At 67.2% G+C, this 17,397-nt stretch carries 14 protein-coding genes; 9 read left to right on the top strand and 5 right to left on the bottom strand.

Going from position 1 to position 17,397, the window contains the following annotated elements; translation table 11 throughout:
- Positions 1–123: 123 nt before the first annotated feature.
- Positions 124–858, top strand: a complete 735-nt coding sequence (locus KOF26_RS08560) for a GntR family transcriptional regulator (protein WP_216323253.1) — start codon at positions 124–126, stop codon at positions 856–858.
- Positions 859–866: 8 nt separating this feature from the next.
- On the opposite strand, the gene KOF26_RS08555 is transcribed toward KOF26_RS08560, so the two are convergent.
- The gene (locus KOF26_RS08555; protein WP_216323250.1) at positions 867–3,002 is read right to left on the bottom strand and encodes a phosphocholine-specific phospholipase C; all 2,136 of its coding nucleotides are present in this window, start codon (positions 3,000–3,002) and stop codon (positions 867–869) included.
- 29 nt (positions 3,003–3,031) lie between these two features.
- Here KOF26_RS08555 and KOF26_RS08550 point away from each other — a divergent pair, with 29 nt between their 5' ends.
- From KOF26_RS08550 to KOF26_RS08540, 3 genes are all read left to right on the top strand, one after another.
- A complete protein-coding gene (locus KOF26_RS08550) occupies positions 3,032–3,682 on the top strand; it encodes an HD domain-containing protein (protein WP_253201280.1) in 651 nt (216 codons plus the stop codon).
- Positions 3,683–3,917: 235 nt separating this feature from the next.
- The gene (locus tag KOF26_RS08545; protein WP_216323247.1) at positions 3,918–6,743 is read left to right on the top strand and encodes a TonB-dependent receptor; all 2,826 of its coding nucleotides are present in this window, start codon (positions 3,918–3,920) and stop codon (positions 6,741–6,743) included.
- Positions 6,744–6,838: 95 nt separating this feature from the next.
- Positions 6,839–7,582 carry a UTRA domain-containing protein gene (locus KOF26_RS08540; RefSeq protein WP_216323244.1) on the top strand — a complete coding sequence of 248 codons (744 nt, stop codon included), beginning with the start codon at positions 6,839–6,841 and terminating at the stop codon, positions 7,580–7,582.
- Between the two features lie 82 nt (positions 7,583–7,664).
- On the opposite strand, the gene phnX is transcribed toward KOF26_RS08540, so the two are convergent.
- The 3 genes from phnX to KOF26_RS08525 are packed head-to-tail and all read right to left on the bottom strand — an operon-like array spanning position 7,665 to position 10,832.
- Positions 7,665–8,450 carry a phosphonoacetaldehyde hydrolase gene (phnX, locus tag KOF26_RS08535; protein WP_216323242.1) on the bottom strand — a complete coding sequence of 262 codons (786 nt, stop codon included), beginning with the start codon at positions 8,448–8,450 and terminating at the stop codon, positions 7,665–7,667.
- Between the two features lie 2 nt (positions 8,451–8,452).
- Positions 8,453–9,568 carry a TIGR03364 family FAD-dependent oxidoreductase gene (locus KOF26_RS08530; protein WP_216323241.1) on the bottom strand — a complete coding sequence of 372 codons (1,116 nt, stop codon included), beginning with the start codon at positions 9,566–9,568 and terminating at the stop codon, positions 8,453–8,455.
- Complete coding sequence (locus KOF26_RS08525; protein ID WP_216323239.1) at positions 9,546–10,832, bottom strand: DUF5690 family protein; 1,287 nt, start codon at positions 10,830–10,832, stop codon at positions 9,546–9,548. Before KOF26_RS08525 ends, KOF26_RS08530 begins: the two co-directional genes overlap by 23 nt.
- A 123-nt stretch (positions 10,833–10,955) precedes the next feature.
- Here KOF26_RS08525 and KOF26_RS08520 point away from each other — a divergent pair, with 123 nt between their 5' ends.
- From KOF26_RS08520 to KOF26_RS08500, 5 genes are all read left to right on the top strand, one after another.
- A complete protein-coding gene (locus KOF26_RS08520) occupies positions 10,956–11,372 on the top strand; it encodes a CHRD domain-containing protein (protein WP_216323237.1) in 417 nt (138 codons plus the stop codon).
- A gap of 19 nt (positions 11,373–11,391) precedes the next feature.
- Entirely contained in the window at positions 11,392–12,411 is a 1,020-nt protein-coding gene (locus tag KOF26_RS08515; RefSeq protein WP_216323235.1) for a LacI family DNA-binding transcriptional regulator, read from the top strand.
- A 168-nt stretch (positions 12,412–12,579) separates the two neighbouring features.
- Entirely contained in the window at positions 12,580–13,560 is a 981-nt protein-coding gene (locus tag KOF26_RS08510; RefSeq protein ID WP_216323233.1) for a LacI family DNA-binding transcriptional regulator, read from the top strand.
- 59 nt (positions 13,561–13,619) lie between these two features.
- Complete coding sequence (locus KOF26_RS08505; RefSeq protein WP_216323231.1) at positions 13,620–14,681, top strand: SMP-30/gluconolactonase/LRE family protein; 1,062 nt, start codon at positions 13,620–13,622, stop codon at positions 14,679–14,681.
- 11 nt (positions 14,682–14,692) lie between these two features.
- Positions 14,693–15,700, top strand: a complete 1,008-nt coding sequence (locus tag KOF26_RS08500) for a cupin domain-containing protein (protein ID WP_216323229.1) — start codon at positions 14,693–14,695, stop codon at positions 15,698–15,700.
- Between the two features lie 55 nt (positions 15,701–15,755).
- Here the strand turns inward: KOF26_RS08500 and KOF26_RS08495 are convergent, their stop codons facing one another.
- The gene (locus KOF26_RS08495; RefSeq protein ID WP_216323226.1) at positions 15,756–17,396 is read right to left on the bottom strand and encodes an NAD(P)/FAD-dependent oxidoreductase; all 1,641 of its coding nucleotides are present in this window, start codon (positions 17,394–17,396) and stop codon (positions 15,756–15,758) included.
- Position 17,397 lies beyond the last annotated feature (1 nt).

Here is a 17,397-nt window from a genome sequence, read left to right as displayed (position 1 = left end):
CTGCGCTTTTGACGGGACGACGGGAGCGGGTTTTGGCGAGGCTGGTGTTGGAATGGCTGGGTGCCAGCGGCGTGCTTCCGGGCCTCGCCTGCATTTCGTCATCACAGCCGCTGATCGTCCGCCATGGTCGCTGAAGTACGGGCGGGCAGCCGCCGCCGCATCGCCGCCACGGTCGCCACCGCCGCGCAGGCGCTCGCCGAGACGGAGACTTCCCCGCTCCATGCCAGCGTCTATGAGGATCTCCGCCAGCGGCTGATCACCGGCAAGATCGCGCCGGGGGTGACGATCTCGACGCGCGGCCTCGCCCAGCAGCTTGGGGTCAGCCAGATGCCGGTGCGTGACGCGCTGAGCCGGCTGGCGGCGGAGGGCGCGGTGGAAATCCGCTCCAAGCGCAAGATCATGGTGCCGCGCATGACGACCGAGCGGCTGGACGAAATCATGCGGTGCCGCATGCTGCTCGAGCCGGAGGCCGCAGTGCAGGCCTTGCCCTATATCGATGCCTCCGTCGTCCGCCAGTTGAAGGCGGCGGATGCAGCGGTCAATGCTGCGCTGGAGACGGGCGACGTCAATGATTACATGGAAAACAACTTCCGTTTCCATTTCCTGATTTATCGCGCCGGTGGTCGCAGCGTCATTCTGCCGCGGCTGATCGAGACATTGTGGCTGCAATTCGGGCCGCTGATGCGGGTCGTCTATGGTCGGGTCGGCACCGTCGCGCTTGTCGACCAGCATGCGCTGGCGATGGAGGCCATTGCGCGCCGCGACGCCGATGGGCTGCGCGCGGCAGTACAGGCGGACATCGCCGACGGCGTCAACCTCGTCGCTGCCGACGCGCAGGGCGGCGCCCTCGACGACTGATCCGCCGCTCAGGCGGTCAGGCGCATCGCCCCGATCGCCGGGTCGGTGCGCCCGGCCCGCCCGGTCTCGACATAGCCGGCGAAGCGGCGGACGAAGTCGGTGCGGCCGGCGATGGTAACGACCAGGTCGTACCAATTATCGCTGGCGGCAAGCGGCCAGCGATCGGCGAGCCGCTGGCCCGGGGCGAGGCGATGGCGCCGGGTCCGCCCGCCGGTTGCCGGATAGGCCGCGTCAAGCGCCACCTCGACCTCGACCGGTGTACTCCCGCCATTGCTGAGGCGCAGTTCCGCGCCGCCGCGGCCATGGACGATCGTCGCCTCCACCGCCGGCGCACCCTGTCCGAGCGGACCGGCATAGCGCTGGTAAAGGCCGTTCGGCCCGCGCACCGCGAGATCGTAGACGCGGAGCGGGCCAGCATCGTGCCACTGGCTGCTCTCGTGTCGATGCCCGGCGCCGATCGTGTAATGCCATGGCGCCTGTGCGTCGCTCTGGTCATGGACGGTGATCACCGCCCCGGTGCGTCCGCGGTTGGCCATGACGAGATCGAAGCGGTGGTCCGCCGTTACCCGCCCGGCCACCTCCAGCGCATAAGGCAGGGGGCGGAACGGGCGTTGACCGGACATTTGCGCGGTCGGGCTCTGCCGCGCGGGGATGGCGTTGGCGACACCGGCCTGGGAGCGGATCACCCGCGCCATGAAGTCGCCGGTGTCGGGCAGCGCCGGCGCGCTGGCGCTGGCGCCGGTGAAATCGAAGGCGGAGGTGAGATCGCCTGCCACCGACCGGCGCCACGCGCCGATATTCGGCTCCTTCACGCCAAAGCGCTGTTCCATGAAGCGAATGACCGAAGTGTGGTCGAACAGCTCCGAGCAGACGAAGCCGCCCCGGCTCCACGGCGACACCACGATCGCCGGCACGCGGATGCCCATGCCGATCGGGTGCCGGCCCGGATTGGCGGCCCTGGCGTCGGCGCCATAGTCCTTGACCTCGCCGTCCACCGGCACGGTGCTGTGGCCCTGTGAAGGGTCGACCGGCGGCGTCGGCGGCAGCGCGTGATCGTAGAAGCCCCCGGCCTCGTCGTAATTGATGATGAAGACGGTGCGTGCGAACACCTCGGGATGATCGACCAGCGCCGCGATCAGCCCCGCGCAGACATGCTCGCCCTTCGCCGGCACGGCGCGCGGATGTTCGGAGAGGTCGGCAGCGGTGACGATCCACGACACCTGCGGCAGCCGCCCCGCCGCGACATCCTCGCGGAAGGCGGCGACGAGCTGCTCGCCGTCGGAGCGGATGCGGTCCGCCCCGGTCTTGTGCTCGCTGACCCAGGAGCGGCCGCGACGGTACAGCTCGGAATCCCTCGCGCAGGGGCGGAAAGCGGGGAAGACGGACAGGAGATTGTCGCCGAAATTGTCATATTCCTGATAGACCTTCCAGCTGATCCCGGCCTGCTGGAGCCGCTCGGCATAGGTCGTCCAGCGATAGGCGTCGGGGCGGAGCGGGTGGTCCATCGCCATGTCCGCGCTCGGGGTTTCATCCTCGCCGTAATTGTTCATCTCCGGATCGCCGCCGAGACCGCCGCCGCCGTTGCAGCCGGTGAACAGATGCAGGCGGTTGGGATAGGTCTGCGTCAATGTCGAGCAATGATAGGCGTCGCAGATCGTGAACGCGTCGGCCAGCGCATAATAAAAGGGGAGGTCGCCGGCTGAATAATGAAGCATGCGCTTGTGCAGCTCGCGCGACTGGCCCCAGCGATCATAACGGCCGCCATTGTAGAGTGTCAGGGACGCCTGATGCCCCTGCGCCGATCCATTGACGGTGAAGGACTGGCTGATCGTCGAATCGCCATGATAGGGCAGGACATGGCCGTCCGGATGCTCGGCGCTCGGCTGGGCCCAGACGCTGGCGCCGCCGGGCAGGCGTAGAGGCCGCGGATCGCCGAAACCGCGCACGCCGTTATACTTGCCGAAATAATGATCGAAGGCACGATTTTCCTGCATGAACACCACGATATGCTCGACATCGTCGATCGAGCCGGTGGCGTTATTGGCAGGGATCGCGGCGGCGCGGCCGATCAGGCCCGGCAGCCATGACGCAATTCCGGACGCGCTCATGATCCGCAGAAAATCCCGCCGGTCGGCAAAAACCACTGGTCTATCCTCTCAGCTCAGGCCGCGCGTTGACGCAGACCGGTCACAAATCTGGTCTAGTCCAGAAACGCTACAAATCGGCGACAGAATCGCGCGTTCGCGGCCTGCCCTGCCGACAAACCGGGGACCATTTGATGACGGTCGATGCGATTTCGGAGATTTTCGCGCTATTTGAGCGATTTGGCGGACTTGGTTATGGCGAGCATGTCAGCCAGTTGTCGCACATGTTGCAGAGCGCCCATTTCGCGCGGGAAGCGGGCGAGGGCGATGCGATGATCGCCGCCGCCCTGCTGCACGATGTGGGACAGTTCATCAACGACGCCGGCGAGGCCGCCGGGCGAAACGGTGTCGACGCGCGCCACGAGGTGCTCGGAGCAGCCTATCTGGCAAGGGCGTTTCCACCGGAAATAACCGAAGCGGTACGGCTCCATGTCGACGCCAAGCGCTATCTGTGCATCGCCGAGCCCGGTTATGAGGATTCGCTGAGCGCGGCCTCCAAACTCAGCCTGAAGCTTCAGGGCGGCCCCTTCACCGCCGACGAAGCCGCTGCCTTCCGAGCGCAGCCCTATGCCGAGGAGGCGATCCGGCTGCGCCGCTATGATGATCTCGGCAAGCAGCCGGACCTCGCGGTGATGCCGCTCGGGGACTATCGGCGGCTCCTCGCAAATCTCATTCGCTAGCCCGAGTCCTTCCGCATCTGTCACAACCGTGTCACGACAAACTGGTTCATACCAGATAAATGGACGTCGGCTGGAAGCGCGGCAGCGAAGACCAGCCTGACGGTTCACAAGAACAATCGCAGTACCTTATGAATCGCTGTTCATAGGCAGGGGATTGCTCAGCTTCATCCGATTGATCCGCGGCGCCTTCGTCGTGGGCTGCGGACGCACGCCAAGTATATTCGGGGAGACAATCATGATCAGTTCGCAGGATATCGTCCGCCGCCGTGGCAAATATGCGGCCTCCGCCGCCTGCCTCGCGCTTGCCTTCGCAATAGCGAGCCCGGCTCGTGCGGCCGACGGTGCCGCCATCGCCGAGGACGCCCCCGGCGATATCGTCGTCACCGGCCAGCGGCTCAGCACCGAAAGCGCGCTGGAGGCCAAGCGTAACTCGCAGAACGTCGTCGACATCATCGCCGCCGACGATCTCGGCAAGCTCCCCGACGCCAATGTCGCCGACGCGCTGGCGCGCATTCCGGGCGTGAGCGTGATCGTCAACCAGGATACCGGCGAAGGCCAATATGTTACGGTGCGCGGTCTGTCGGGCACCTACAATGCGGTGATGATCAACGGCATCCGCGTCGCCCAGACCGACACCAGCAGCCGCGACGTCTCCCTGAACGTGCTGCCGCCGAACGGCCTCGCCGCGATCCGCGTCACCAAGACGCTGACCCCAGATCAGGACGGCGATGCGATCGGCGGCACCATCGATTTCCGTACCCCGACCGCCTTCGACTTCCGCGACCGGACGACGGTGCGCCTCTATGGCTCGGGCGGCTTCAACCAGCAGGCGCTCGACGCGGACGAACCGGCGGCCAATTATCAGGCCCAGGCGGATTTCGCGACGCGCTTGGCCGACGATCGCTTCGGCTTCTTCGTGTCCGGCAATTATGGCGTGTCTCACGGCAACGGCCAGGAGACCGAGAATGACGGCGAGTGGGAGCCCTATAAGTGGCGCAAGGACGCCGAAGAGCCGATCGACGAGACCAACATGCATCTGCCCGGCATCGATCTCGATTATCGCCGGCTGAAGCAGACCCGCTACGGTGGCAATTTTTCCTTCGATTATCACGGCGGGGGCACGCAACTTTATCTGCGTGGCCAATATGCGCGGCAGAAGATGGTGGGCACCAATGACATCACCGATTATCGCAGCCGCCCCACGGCCCGCCTGAGCCAGGTCAATATCGACGACACCAGCCTCGTCCAGCCCGAAAACGCCATCATCGGCACCGGCAGCAAGGGGCGGATCTACAATTACACCACCAGCCAGATCGTCGACGCCGACGGCGACGGGATGATCACCGATGCCGATCGCGGCACCAGGGGCCTGTGGTCGCTCAACGGGCGCTCCGGCGTGTTCGATCCGCAGGCGATGCAGTTCGCGCGCAGCATGAGCACGCTCGACCAGAACCAGACGCTGGCCACAATCGCGCTCGGTGGTCATAGCGATCTCAATCGGCTGAAGCTCGATTATGAACTGAGCTATAGCGGCGGCGTCAACCAGACGCCGGAAAGCTACTCCGTCGGCTATAATTGCGACGCCTGCACCTATCCGCTCAACGCCACCGGCATCAACTGGGTGTCGAACGATCCCCGCTTCCCGCACGCCGCCCTCCCGGCCTTCGCGCAGAATGTGGAGCGGGATGCAGCGCTGCTTCCGTTCGACGGCGCAAGCACCCGTCGCTCGAAGCAGACCGACGATCGTGTCGCCGCCCGGCTTGACGCACGCTACGATTTCGACGGCGTGCTCGACTATGTGAAGGTCGGCGGCAAATATCTTCGCTCGAAGCGCCATTACGACAACACGCCGATCTGGGACGGCGATTTCAGCGGCACGCCGCTCGACGGGCTGAACCTCGCCGACTCCGGCCTGGTCGACAAGGAAGTGGCGAGCATCCTGCGCGGCCAATATTATTATGGCGACGTCTATAGCCGCAAGGCGGTGGTCGCCGCGATCAAGGCGGCGCAGGTGGCCAATCCCGGCGATGCGGCATCGGCCACCGACCTCGTCGCCGACGACAAGCGCAGCACCGAGACCATCTATGCCGGCTATGGCCTTGCCCACCTCACGCTCGACGCGGTGCAGATGATCGGCGGCCTGCGTGTCGAGCGCCGCGAAACCCATAACGAATTCTGGGTCGATGATGGCGACAACAGCCGCGTCGGCAGCACCGATCGCGGCTATACCGTCCTCCTGCCGAGCCTCACCGCGATCTGGCGACCGGCGCAGAACCAAGCCTATCATGCCGCGATCTGGACCGGCTATTCCCCGCCCGAATATGGTTATATTTCGGCCGGCCAGTCCGTCACCCGCGATGCCTCGAACGAGATCATCGCCATCAGCCAGGGCAATCCCGACCTCAAGGCAGCGCGTGCGGTGAATGCCGACGTCTCGGCGGAATATTATCCCGATGCGACGAGCATCATCTCGCTCGGCGCCTATTACAAGCGTATCCGGAACTTCATCTTCACCAACGGCAGCTCGGTGAGCGCCGATACGTTGACCGGCACGATCGAGATCAGCCAGCCCCAGAATGGCAAGACGGCGACGGTCTATGGCATCGAGCTCAATCTCATCAAGAGCCTGCAGGGCCTCCAGTCCCCCTTCGACGGCTTCGGGGTGGAGGGGAACGTCACCGTCCAGCATAGCGAGGCGGACACCGGGCAGCCCTATCGCAACGGCAAGAAGATCCGGCTGATCAACACGCCGCATCTGCTGTACAATGCCTCTTTGACCTATCAAAAATACGGGATCGAGGCCAAGTTATCGTATAATTACCGCGGAAAATACATCGAAAGCCTTCGCGACAACGCCGTCGATAAGTGGGTGCGTCCCAATCGCAGCCTTGATTTCCATTCCCGCTATAATTTCACCAAGCATTTCGCGATGGACTTCGATGTCGCCAACATCCTGAACGCCTATAAATATTACACCACCAAGGGCGACAATCCTTCCTACCAGAAGGATTATATGGAGCCCGGGCGGACCTTCGTGATGCGGGCGAGCTATATCTTCTGAGCCTCGGGCGCGGACGGGGCGGACAGCGCCGGCTCGCCCCGTTCGGCACGTTTCGATGCTTGACCGGCAGGCCGGCAAGCTGCGATGAAATCGACATGAACGCGTGGATCAAGCCCGCCGACAACGCCGGCGGACCGCAATATCTGGTGATCCGCGATCAGATCGCGCTGGGCATCCAGACGGGCGCGCTCTCGGCCGGAGCGAAGCTGCCGTCGGAGCGACAGCTCCAGACCAGCGCCGGCATCGCTCGCGGCACCATTCGCGAGGCGCTGTTCCAGCTCGAGGCGGAAGGGCTGATCTACCGGCGCGACCGCAGCGGCTGGTATGTCTCGCCGCCGGCGATCACCTATGATCCGACCCGCTGGGCCGGCTTCATGACCTATGTCGCCGAGCAGGGCCGCGCCCCTGCCACCGAGACGCTGTCGACCGGAACAGTGCCGGCCTTTGTGCCCGCTGCCGAAGTGTTCGGCATTGCCGAGGGCGCCCCGCTGTACATGATCAACCGCCGCCGCTCGATCGACGGGCGGCCGGTGCTGGTCGAGCGGATCATGGTCGATCCGGCAATGGCGCCCGGCCTGCTCGAGCAATCGCTCGACGGCTCGCTGACCCGCATCCTCACCACTCACTACGACGTCACCGTCACGCGCAACCGTGTCGACATGCAGCCCTGCGCGCTGGTCAAGGACGTCGCCGAGACGCTGGGCGCCAAGCCCGGCACCCCCGGCCTGAAGGTGACGCGGACCAGCTTCGACGCGCGCGGCCGCGTCGTGGAATATGACCGCGAATATTGGCGGCACGATGCCATCCGCATCCATGTCGACCTGGGGGTGCGGGCCTGAGGCTGCGGCCCGGCATTTCTCCGCTCGCCCCGGCAGGGGCGCGAGACGCTGAATAGTGGCCCCGGGGCGAACGGGAAGGCGGTCAGCCGATCGGCAGTTCCGCCAGCGCTGCCGGCAGGTCGGCGACGGTGTCGATGACGAGATGGGCGCCGGCCGCGGTCAGCGCCTTGCGGGCGTCGGCGATTCGGGCGGCCCGGCCCTCCGGATCGAGTGCGGCGAGCGCGTCCGCGGACAGGCCGACGCCATTGCCGCTCGCCGCCACGCCGATCGCCCAGGTGCCCGCGGCGCGGCCCTCGCTGATGCCGACCACGGCGTCATCGACCTTCACGCAGGCCGTTGCCGGCCAGACCCCCAGTTCGGCCATGTTCTTCCACAGCATCAGGGGCGAGGGCCGGCCGGCCGGGGTGTCGCCCGCGCAGACGAGCAGGTCCGGCGCATAGCCTTGTTCGGCGGCGCGCGGCAGGATGTCTTCCATCATGTCGCGTGTATAGCCGGTGCACGAGCCGATGCGCACGCCTGCGGCACGCAGCCCGCCGGCCACCTCGGCGGCGCCGGGGATCAGCGCCGAACAATCGCGCGCCGCCTGACGCATCATCGGACCGATCCGGTCGAACAGCATCGTCACGGCGGCCTCGTCCGGGGGCTTGCCGTAAATGTCCTGCCAGGCGGCGGCGATGCGCGGGCGGGCGAGGATCGCGCGGATATGATCGGCCTTGGCCAGCCCCATGTCGGCGCGCGCCTCCACCTCGCTGAGCGTCACGCCGGCCTCGTCGAACAGCGCGCACAGCGCCACGACCGGCGCGCGGCTGCCGAAGTCGATCATCGTCCCGGCCCAGTCGAACACCACCGCCTTCAGTCCGGCGCGCATCGTCATTCTCCCCAGAGGTCGGCGATCACATCCTCGGCGAGGGCGAAGGCGGTCGAGGCCCCGGTGCCGCTCGTAATCATCACCAGCCGCACGCCCGGCAGCGGCGTGTCCACCAGACTGTGCCGGTCCGCCGAGGCGTAGGTGCCGGTCCATCGTTCCACCACCGGCGGCGGCGGGCCGAGCACGTCGGCGAACTCGCGCAGGATCAGCGCGTCGACCTCGGCCGGCGCGAACGGATCGGGCGTGGCGGCATAGTGGTGGCTGTCCCCGACGATCAGCGTGCCGTCCGCGCTCTGCGTGACGATGAGGTGGACGCCATTGGCCAGCGCCGCGGCCCGCTCGCCGGCGAGCCGCTGCCGCAGCGCCGCCGCTTCGGGAAGCGCCGCATAGCCGAGATAGCGCACCAGTCCGAGATCGGACATCACTGCCGCCGGCAGACGCCACCCCGGGGCGGCAAGGCGCATCATGTGCAGCTTGCACCGGGTAATGCCGGCAAGGCGATCGGCGAACAGGCCGGTGAGATCGTCGCCGGGACAGACGATGATCGCGTCGGCTTCGAATGAACCGGCGCCGGTCTCGACCCGGCCGCTGGCGACCTGGGTGACGGCGGCGCCGCGCAGGAAGGCGACGCCATGGGCCGCCTCCAGCCAGGCGGCGAGACGGGGAATGGCGATGCGCGATTCGACGCGCAGATCGGCGTGGCTGCGCAGCGCGCCGAAACAGCCGGGCGTCACCATCGGATGGGCGCGGGCCAGCGCGTCGGCATCCAGCCACTCGCACGCGGCGCCCGTGTCGGTGGCGCGGAACGCATTGAGCAGCGCCGCCGCTTCGGGGCGGCGGGCGATCATCAGCAGCCCCTCCTGCTCGATGGCGATGTCGGCCGCGACCGCCACCTCGCGCCATGTCGCGGCACTGCGCCGGGCGAGATCCCAGACCCGCCCGCGCTCCTGCCCGGTGACGGTGACGAAGCCGAAATTGCGCACCGACGCGCCATTCGCCTGCGCGTCGCGATCAATGACCAGCACCCGCCGTCCCCGCCGCGCCGCCGCCAGCGCATGGGCGAGGCCGACGATGCCGGCGCCGACGACGATCAGCTCAGGCGCTGAGCGCGGCTGCACGCGGGCGCTCGCGCTGGATGAAGTAAACCGCCGAGGCGAAGGTGAGCAACGTCACGATGACGGCGGTTACATAGGCCCAGTGGATGTAGAAGCCGAGCCAGTCGCTGCCCGGCGCGGCGAGGCTTCGATAAAGCAACAGCGCGACGCTGCCGAGATAGCCGGAGGCATCGGCGATGTAGATCAGGAACCCTGCATTGCCCGCCCTGCCGATCGCCGCCACCATGCGATCGAACAGCATCGCGTTGAACGGCGTATAGGCGAGGTAGAGACCGGCGCCGGTCAGGATCATCCAGGTGAGCGGAGGCAGGAGCCCGGCCTGGAAGGCGAGAGTGGAAAGGCCAAGCAGCGCCGCGCCGCCGATGATCACCATATGCATCGCCAGCAGCGCGCGCATATTGTTGCGCACCGCCATCAGCGAGCCGAGCGCCACCAGCGCGATGGCCGCCACCGGCAGCTCGCTCGCCGAGAACATGGCGGCGACATCGCGATAGCCGAGGCCGGCCCAGATCTCGGCGGCGAAATTGTCGCGAAAATCGCGGATCGCGGTCAGCAGCACATAGCCCAGCACCAGGAGCATCATCGCCAGCCCATGGTCGCGCAGAAAGGCGACGCGATCCGCCTTCAGCATCGGCACGCGCACCGTGCGCTCGGCCTCGTCGGCGGCATCGGGAGGCGGCAGCGCCTCCAGCGCGATCACCGAGGCGATCAGCAGCGGAAAGAACAAAGCTCCCGTTGCCGCCGGCATCCACGTCTCCGTCATCCCGGCCTGCATCATCAGCACCGCCGCCGACTTGACCGCGCCGGAGGACAGGATGAAGCTCGCGCACAGCATCGCGCCGAGCATCTCGGAAGTGCGCCTCCCCTCCAGATAGCTGAACACCAGTCCCCAGATCATGCCGAGCGGCAGGCCGTTCACGAACAGGCAGGCGATCGACCATGGCGCGGGCACCAGCGCGAGCATCAGCAGCGCCGCCCATGCCAGCGCGATCAGCCCGACGATCGCCTGCGCCCGCCCGTGCCGGCCGATCTCGGCGATGACGCGGATGCCGATCAGCTTGGAGAGCGCATAGCCCAGCACCTGCGCGGTCAGCAGCGCCGACTTATAGTCGATCTCATAAGGCCAGCCGGGCAGAAGATAATTGGCCGCCGCGAACGGCTTGCGGAACGCGTACATCGAGAAATAGGCGCAGAACGCCGCCGTGCCGGCAAATGCGGTGAAGACCGGCGGCGGCATTCGGCGGACGAGCGAGCGGAGCGCTCCCATGGTCTGATCCCCATTCGGCAAGGCCGATTTGGTCTGGACCAGTTTTGCTGCTTTATTGTGACGCCCTATCGGTCTGCCGCCGGCCCTGATAGGGTCGCCTGCGATACTCTGGAGGAGGATGCGATGCGACCGATCCTGACCATTATCCTGGCGACCGCCGCCATGGCCCCGGCAATGGCCGCCCCGGTGAAGATGGACACCACGCTGAGCGGCGCTGCCGAAGCGCCCAATCCTGGCGACGCCAAGGGCTCGGGCACGGCAAGCCTGACCTTCGACAGCGACAAGAACCAGGTATGCTACATGCTCCACGCCAGCGGCACCGACACGCCGACCATGGCCCATATCCACAAGGCCGCCGCCGGCAAGGCGGGGCCGGTGGTGGTGCCGCTCGACGCGCCGGCGAACGGCATGTCACAAGGCTGCAAGCCGGTCGCCGCCGACCTGCTCGGTGCCATCCTGGCGAGCCCGGCCGATTATTATGTGAACGTCCACACCGCCGCCTTCCCCGCCGGCGCGATCCGCGGCCAACTGGCCAAGTGATCCGGCCGGCCGCCCGGCGATGACGGCGGCTGCCGGCCGCGGCCGGCTGAAGATGAAGGACGTCGCCCGCGACCTCGGCATGTCGGTCGCCACCGTGTCGCGCGTGCTGTCCCAGCCGGAGCTGGTCAGCGCAGCGACCGCGGCACGGGTCCGCGAGGCGATCGATCGGCTCGGCTATCGTCCGAACCTGACGGCGCGCGATCTGCGCCGTCAGGAGACGCGCATCATCCTCGTCGTCGTGCCGCGATTAAGCCCGTTCTTCCTCGACGTGCTGCGCGGAGCCGAGGCGGCGGCGCACGAGCAGGGCTATACCGTGCTGATGGCCTATTCAGGCGGCAACCCGCATCGGGAGGGCCGTTTCCTCGATCAGGTGCTGAGCCGGCGGGCGGATGGCGCGATCCTCGTCACCAGCGTCGACGCGGCGGCACTCGCGGCGCGAGGACCGGCGCTGCCGCCGGTCGTGGCCGCACTCGAGCCCGTCGACGGACTCGGCCTGCCGACCGTCAGGGTCGACAATGTCGCCGCAGCAATGGCGGCGACCGACTATCTGGTCACGCTTGGCCACCGCCGGATCGCCCATATCTCCGGGCCCGACGACGTGCCGATGGCGCAGCACCGCGCCGAGGGCTTCGGCCTTGCCATCGCCCGCGCCGGCCTCGATGACGGAGCCTGCCACCGCATCGCCGGTGATTTCACCCTTGCCTCGGGCGAGCGGGCGATGGCCCGGCTGCTTACCCGCAACCCACGCCCGACCGCCGTGTTCGTTGCCAATGACGAGATGGCGGTGGGCGCCGTGCAGGTTATCCGCAAGGCCGGATTGACGGTGGGCGACGACATTTCCGTCATCGGCTTCGACGATCAGCGCATTGCCAATCTTTACGAGCCGTCGCTGACCACGGTGCATGTGCCGACCGCCGACCTCGGCCATGAGGCGGTGATGCAGCTGGTCGAGGCGATGGCGGGGCGGCCGGCGGCGCGCGACATCGTCCTCACGACCCGCCTCGTCATCCGCGACACGACGGGACCGGCAAGGACCTGAAATCGTTTTCCCAGTTGTTGCGGCCCGGCGGCGGCGTTAACAGCAAGCGATGATGCGGGCGCCCAGAGCGACATGACCCGGCCCGGCCGCCCCGCCGCGACGAGGCCACCCGCGATCAGGCCGGCCACCATCAGGCCAGCCACCATCAGGCCAGCCACCATCAGGGACGTGGCGCGAGCCGCCGGGCTATCGATCGCCACCGTGTCACGCGCGCTGAACCGGCCGGAGCTGCTCAACGAAGACACGCGCCGCATTGTCAACGAGGCGGTGGCGCGGCTCGACTATCGCCCGAGCGTCGCCGCCAAGCGACTGCGCGGCAACCGCACCGACCTGATCCTGGTCGTCGTGCCCAGCCTCAGTCCCTTCTTCCTCGATATCTTCGCCGGCGTGGAGGCGGCTGCCGAGCGCGCCGGCTTCAGCGTGCTGGTCGGTCACACCGATCGCAATTCGGCGCGCGAGCGGCTGTTCGTCGATCAGGTCGGGGCCAGCCGAGCAGACGGCATCATCCTTGTCACCAGTGTCGACCTGCCGACGCTGACAGGGATGGGCTGGCTACCCCCGACCGTCGTCGCGCTCGATGTCGATGGCGGCGGCGGCCTGCCGATGGTGCGCGTCGATCACGTCGCCGGTGCCGAGGATGCGACCAATATCCTGCTCAATCTCGGCCACACCCGCGTGGCGCATATCCTCGGGCCGGAGCGATCCGGGATGACCCGGCACCGGCTGGAAGGCTATCAGCGTGCGCTCGCCGCCCGTGGCCTCAACGTCAATCCGGACTATTGCGTGCGCGGCGATTTCACCGTCGAGTCCGGAGTGGCGGCGATCAATGCCCTGCTGGCGCTGCCGTCGCCGCCGACAGCGGTTTTCGCCGCGAACGATCAGATGGCGATCGGGGCGATCCGCGGTCTGCGCCGGCGCGGCCTCCAGGTGCCGCGCGACATGTCGATCTTCGGCTTTGACGACGAGCGCATCGCCGCCTTGTGCGATCCGCCGCTCTCGACCGTGCGCATTCCGACATTCGAGATCGGCCGCACTGCCATGGAACAGATGCTGCGCCTGCTGGAGGGGGCGGCGATGGAGCATGATCTGGTATTGCCGACCGAGCTGGTCATCCGCGACACCGCCGCTCCCGCCCCCGATCGCGCTTGACAATCGCGGCCTTCACCGATGATATCGTTTTCACAAAATCTGCTGATGAGGGATGTTTGATGGGACGTATTCTCGCTGCGGCGCTCGCCGTGAGCAGCATCGCCTTTGTCGCCGGCTGCTCGCAGACCGGCGGCGGCGCCGATAACGGCCAGGAGAACGCGCAGGCCGACGCCGCCGAGGCGCAGGCCGAGCAGGGCCCGCACATCGACCGGCTCGACCCCGCGCTCGACGCGATCATCCCCAAGGACGCCAGGCTGGAGAAGATCGGCGAGGGTTTCGGCTTCGCCGAAGGGCCGCTGTGGGTGAATGGCGAGCTGCGTTTCTCGGACCTCATCCGCAACAAGCTGTTCGCCATCGGCCCCGACGGCAAGACGCGGCTGCTGCTCGACAAGTCGGGGGGGCTCGACAGCTTCCCCGAGGGCAAGTTCCAGGGCTCGAACGGCGCCGTCGTCGACAAGGACGGCACGGTGCTGATGGTCCAGCATGGCGCGCGCCGCATCGTCCGCCTCGACGACAAGCTGAACATCAAGCCGTTCATCGAGCGCTTCGAAGGCAAAAGGCTGAACAGCCCGAACGATCTCGTCTTCGCGCCGGACGGTTCGCTGTGGATCACTGATCCGCCCTATGGGCTGGACGGGCAGGACAAGGATCCCGCCAAGGAAGTGAAGTTCAACGCCGTCTATCGTTACAAGGACGGCAAGTTGACAGCGGTGATCACCGATCTGCCGCGTCCCAACGGCATCGGCTTCTCGCCTGACGGCAAGAAGCTCTATATCTCCAATTCCGAGCCGGAGATGTTCGTCAACGTCTATGACGTGAATCCGGACGGCACCGTGGCGAACGGCAAGCGCTTCATCAGCTATCCCGGCCCCAACCCGATCGACGTGCCGGACGGGCTCAAGGTGGACAGCCAGGGCAATGTCTGGACATCCGGCCCCGGGGGCATCCGCATCATCAGCCCGGAAGGCAAGGTGCTCGGCCAGCTCAAGACCTCGGACCGCGCCCAGGCCAATCTCGCCTGGGGCGGGCCGGACTGGAAGACGGCCTACATCATGGGCGCCGGCAACATCTATCGCCTGCAGATCTCCATCCCGGGCGAGAAGCCGCTTTATACCAAGTGAGGAGCGGCACGATGTCGAAGATCAGGATGATGACGGCGATGCTGCTGGCGATGGTCGCCGTGCCGGCGCTCGCCCAGCAGGCCAATCCCGCGCCGGCGCCGGCTCCGCGCGAGCCCCCGTCCAACGAGACGACCGGCATCGCCGTCGGTCGCTTCATCGGCGACGCCAACACCGCCGCGCCGCACGTCACCCATGACGTGATGTTCACGCGCACCATTCTCAGCGCCGGCGATCCGCTGCAGCCGGGCAATCCCGGCGCGGTGCTGCGCTACAACAAGGAAGTCGCGCTGTGGACGCTGCCGGAGCATAACCAGACGCCGATCGCGCAGCAGCCGGAACTCGTCATCCTTTATGTCGAGAGCGGTGAGGGCCGGATCGACGATGGCAAGCAGTTCTGGGATTTGAAGCCCGGCATTGCCGTGATGATCCCGCCGAACCAGGCGCATCGCTTCACCAATACCGGCGACAAGCCGATCCAGATGCTGATGATCTCGCGCATGCTGGAACCTGAGGTGAAGCCGCATGACGGCCTCCTCGTCCGGGACGTCAACCTGCTCGCGCTGACCGAGCGGAACGTCCATTGGAGCAACATGACCAAATATGTGTTCCTGCCGCCGGACGGCTATTACCCGACCGAGCGCTTCTACATCGTCTACATGAATCCGATGACGATCGCCGGCGCGCATGCCCATACCCGCGATCAGGAAGAGATCTGGGTCAAGATCACCGATGCCCCCGCGCTGATGCAGCTCGGCAGCGAGATTCGGCCCTGGGTGGCCAATTCCGGGTTCGTCGCCCCGCCGAACGGCCAAACGGTGCATGCCGCGATCAACATGAGCAACGAGCAGCAGGCGTGGCTCTATTATGGCCGTCTCGCGCCGCCACCCGTGCCGGGGGCGCCGCGCCCGGCGCCGCGCCCGCAGAATCCGGCGATCGTCGAAGGCGTGGAGCGCGCCACCATCGCGGGCCGCCCGCTCTCGCAGCTTCCCGCCACCGCCTGGGAACGCCGCGCGCACTGAGCCGGCCGCCAACAAGGCCGTTCGTCCCGAATAGTTGCGCCGACAGGCACGGCAGCTACTCGGGGCGAACGGGTGTCGCCTGCTGCCCCGTCATCGCCAGCGCCACCGCTTCGGCGACGCGGATGCCGTCCACCGCCGCCGACAGGATGCCCCCGGCATAGCCCGCGCCCTCGCCGGCCGGGTAGAGGCCGAGCGTATTGAGGCTCTGGAAATCGCGCCCGCGGGTGATGCGGAGCGGCGAGGAGGTGCGCGTCTCGACGCCGGTGAGCATCGCGTCCGGGTGATCGTAATTGGGAATTTGCCGCCCGAACGCCGGCAGCGCCTCGCGCATCGCCGCGACCACGAATTCGGGAAGGCACCGGGCAAGATCGGTGAGCGTCACCCCCGGCTTGTAGGATGGCGTCACCTCGCCCAGTGCGGTTGACGGCCGCCCGGCCAGGAAATCCTCCAGCCGCTGGCCCGGCGCCGAATAATCCGAACCCCCGGCGACGAAGGCGCGCTCCTCCCATCGGCGTTGCAGCTCGATGCCGGCCAGCGGATGATCGGGATAGTCGCGCTCCGGGGTGATGCCGACGACGAGGCCTGAATTGGCGTTGAACTCCGCGCGCGAATATTGGCTCATGCCGTTGGTGACGACGCGGCCGGGCTCGGAGGCGGCGGCGACCACCCGACCGCCCGGGCACATGCAGAAGCTGTAGACCGTGCGCCCGTTGCTGCAATGGTGGGAAAGGCTGTAGGCGGCCGCGCCGAGGTCCGGATGGCCGGCGCAGGGGCCGAAGCGGGCGCGGTCGATCCAGCTTTGCGGATGCTCGATGCGCACGCCGAGCGAGAAGGGCTTGGCCTCGATATGCACGCCGCGATCATGGAGCATGCGGAACGTGTCACGCGCGCTGTGGCCGACGGCGAGCACGACATGGTCCGCGTCGATCTGCTCGCCGCTGTGGAGGGTGAGGCCGCGCAGGTGGCGGATGCCGTCCGGCGCCATCTCGATCTCGACATCCTCGACACGCTGCTCGAAGCGATACTCGCCGCCCAGTTCCTGGATCGTCTCGCGCATGCTCTCCACCATCGTCACCAGGCGAAAGGTGCCGATGTGGGGATGGGCCTCGGTGAGGATTTCCGCCGGCGCGCCGGCCTTGACGAACTCGGTGAGCACCTTGCGGCCGAGATGGCGCGGATCCTTGATCTGGCTGTAGAGCTTGCCGTCGGAGAAGGTGCCGGCGCCGCCCTCGCCGAACTGGACGTTGGACTCCGGGTTGAGCTCGCCCCGGCGCCACAGGCCCCATGTGTCCTTGGTCCGCTCGCGCACCACCTTGCCGCGCTCGAGGATGATCGGACGGAAGCCCATCTGCGCGAGGATCAGCCCCGCGAACAGCCCGCACGGCCCGGCGCCAATCACCACCGGCCGGGGCGCGCCTTCCTGCGCGCGGGCGACGAAGCGATAGCCGGTGTCCGGCGTCGGCTGGACATGATGATCGCCGGCGAAGCGCGCCAGTGTCGCGGCCTCGTCGGCAAGTTCGACGTCCACCGAATAGACCATCAGGATGCTCGACCGGCGCCGCGCGTCATTGGCGCGCCGCGCGACACGATGGCTCAGCAGCGCGTCGGGCGCGATATCGAGCCGGGCGACGATCGCGGCGGGCAACGCCTCGGGCGGGTGGCCGAGCGGCAACTTCAATTCGGTAAGACGCAACATG

It is taken from the genome of Sphingomonas quercus (assembly GCF_018863195.1).
Lineage (GTDB): Bacteria > Pseudomonadota > Alphaproteobacteria > Sphingomonadales > Sphingomonadaceae > Solisphingomonas > Solisphingomonas quercus.
The sequence above is the reverse complement of the archived record's forward strand: the minus strand, read 5'-3'. Positions and strand labels throughout refer to the sequence as shown.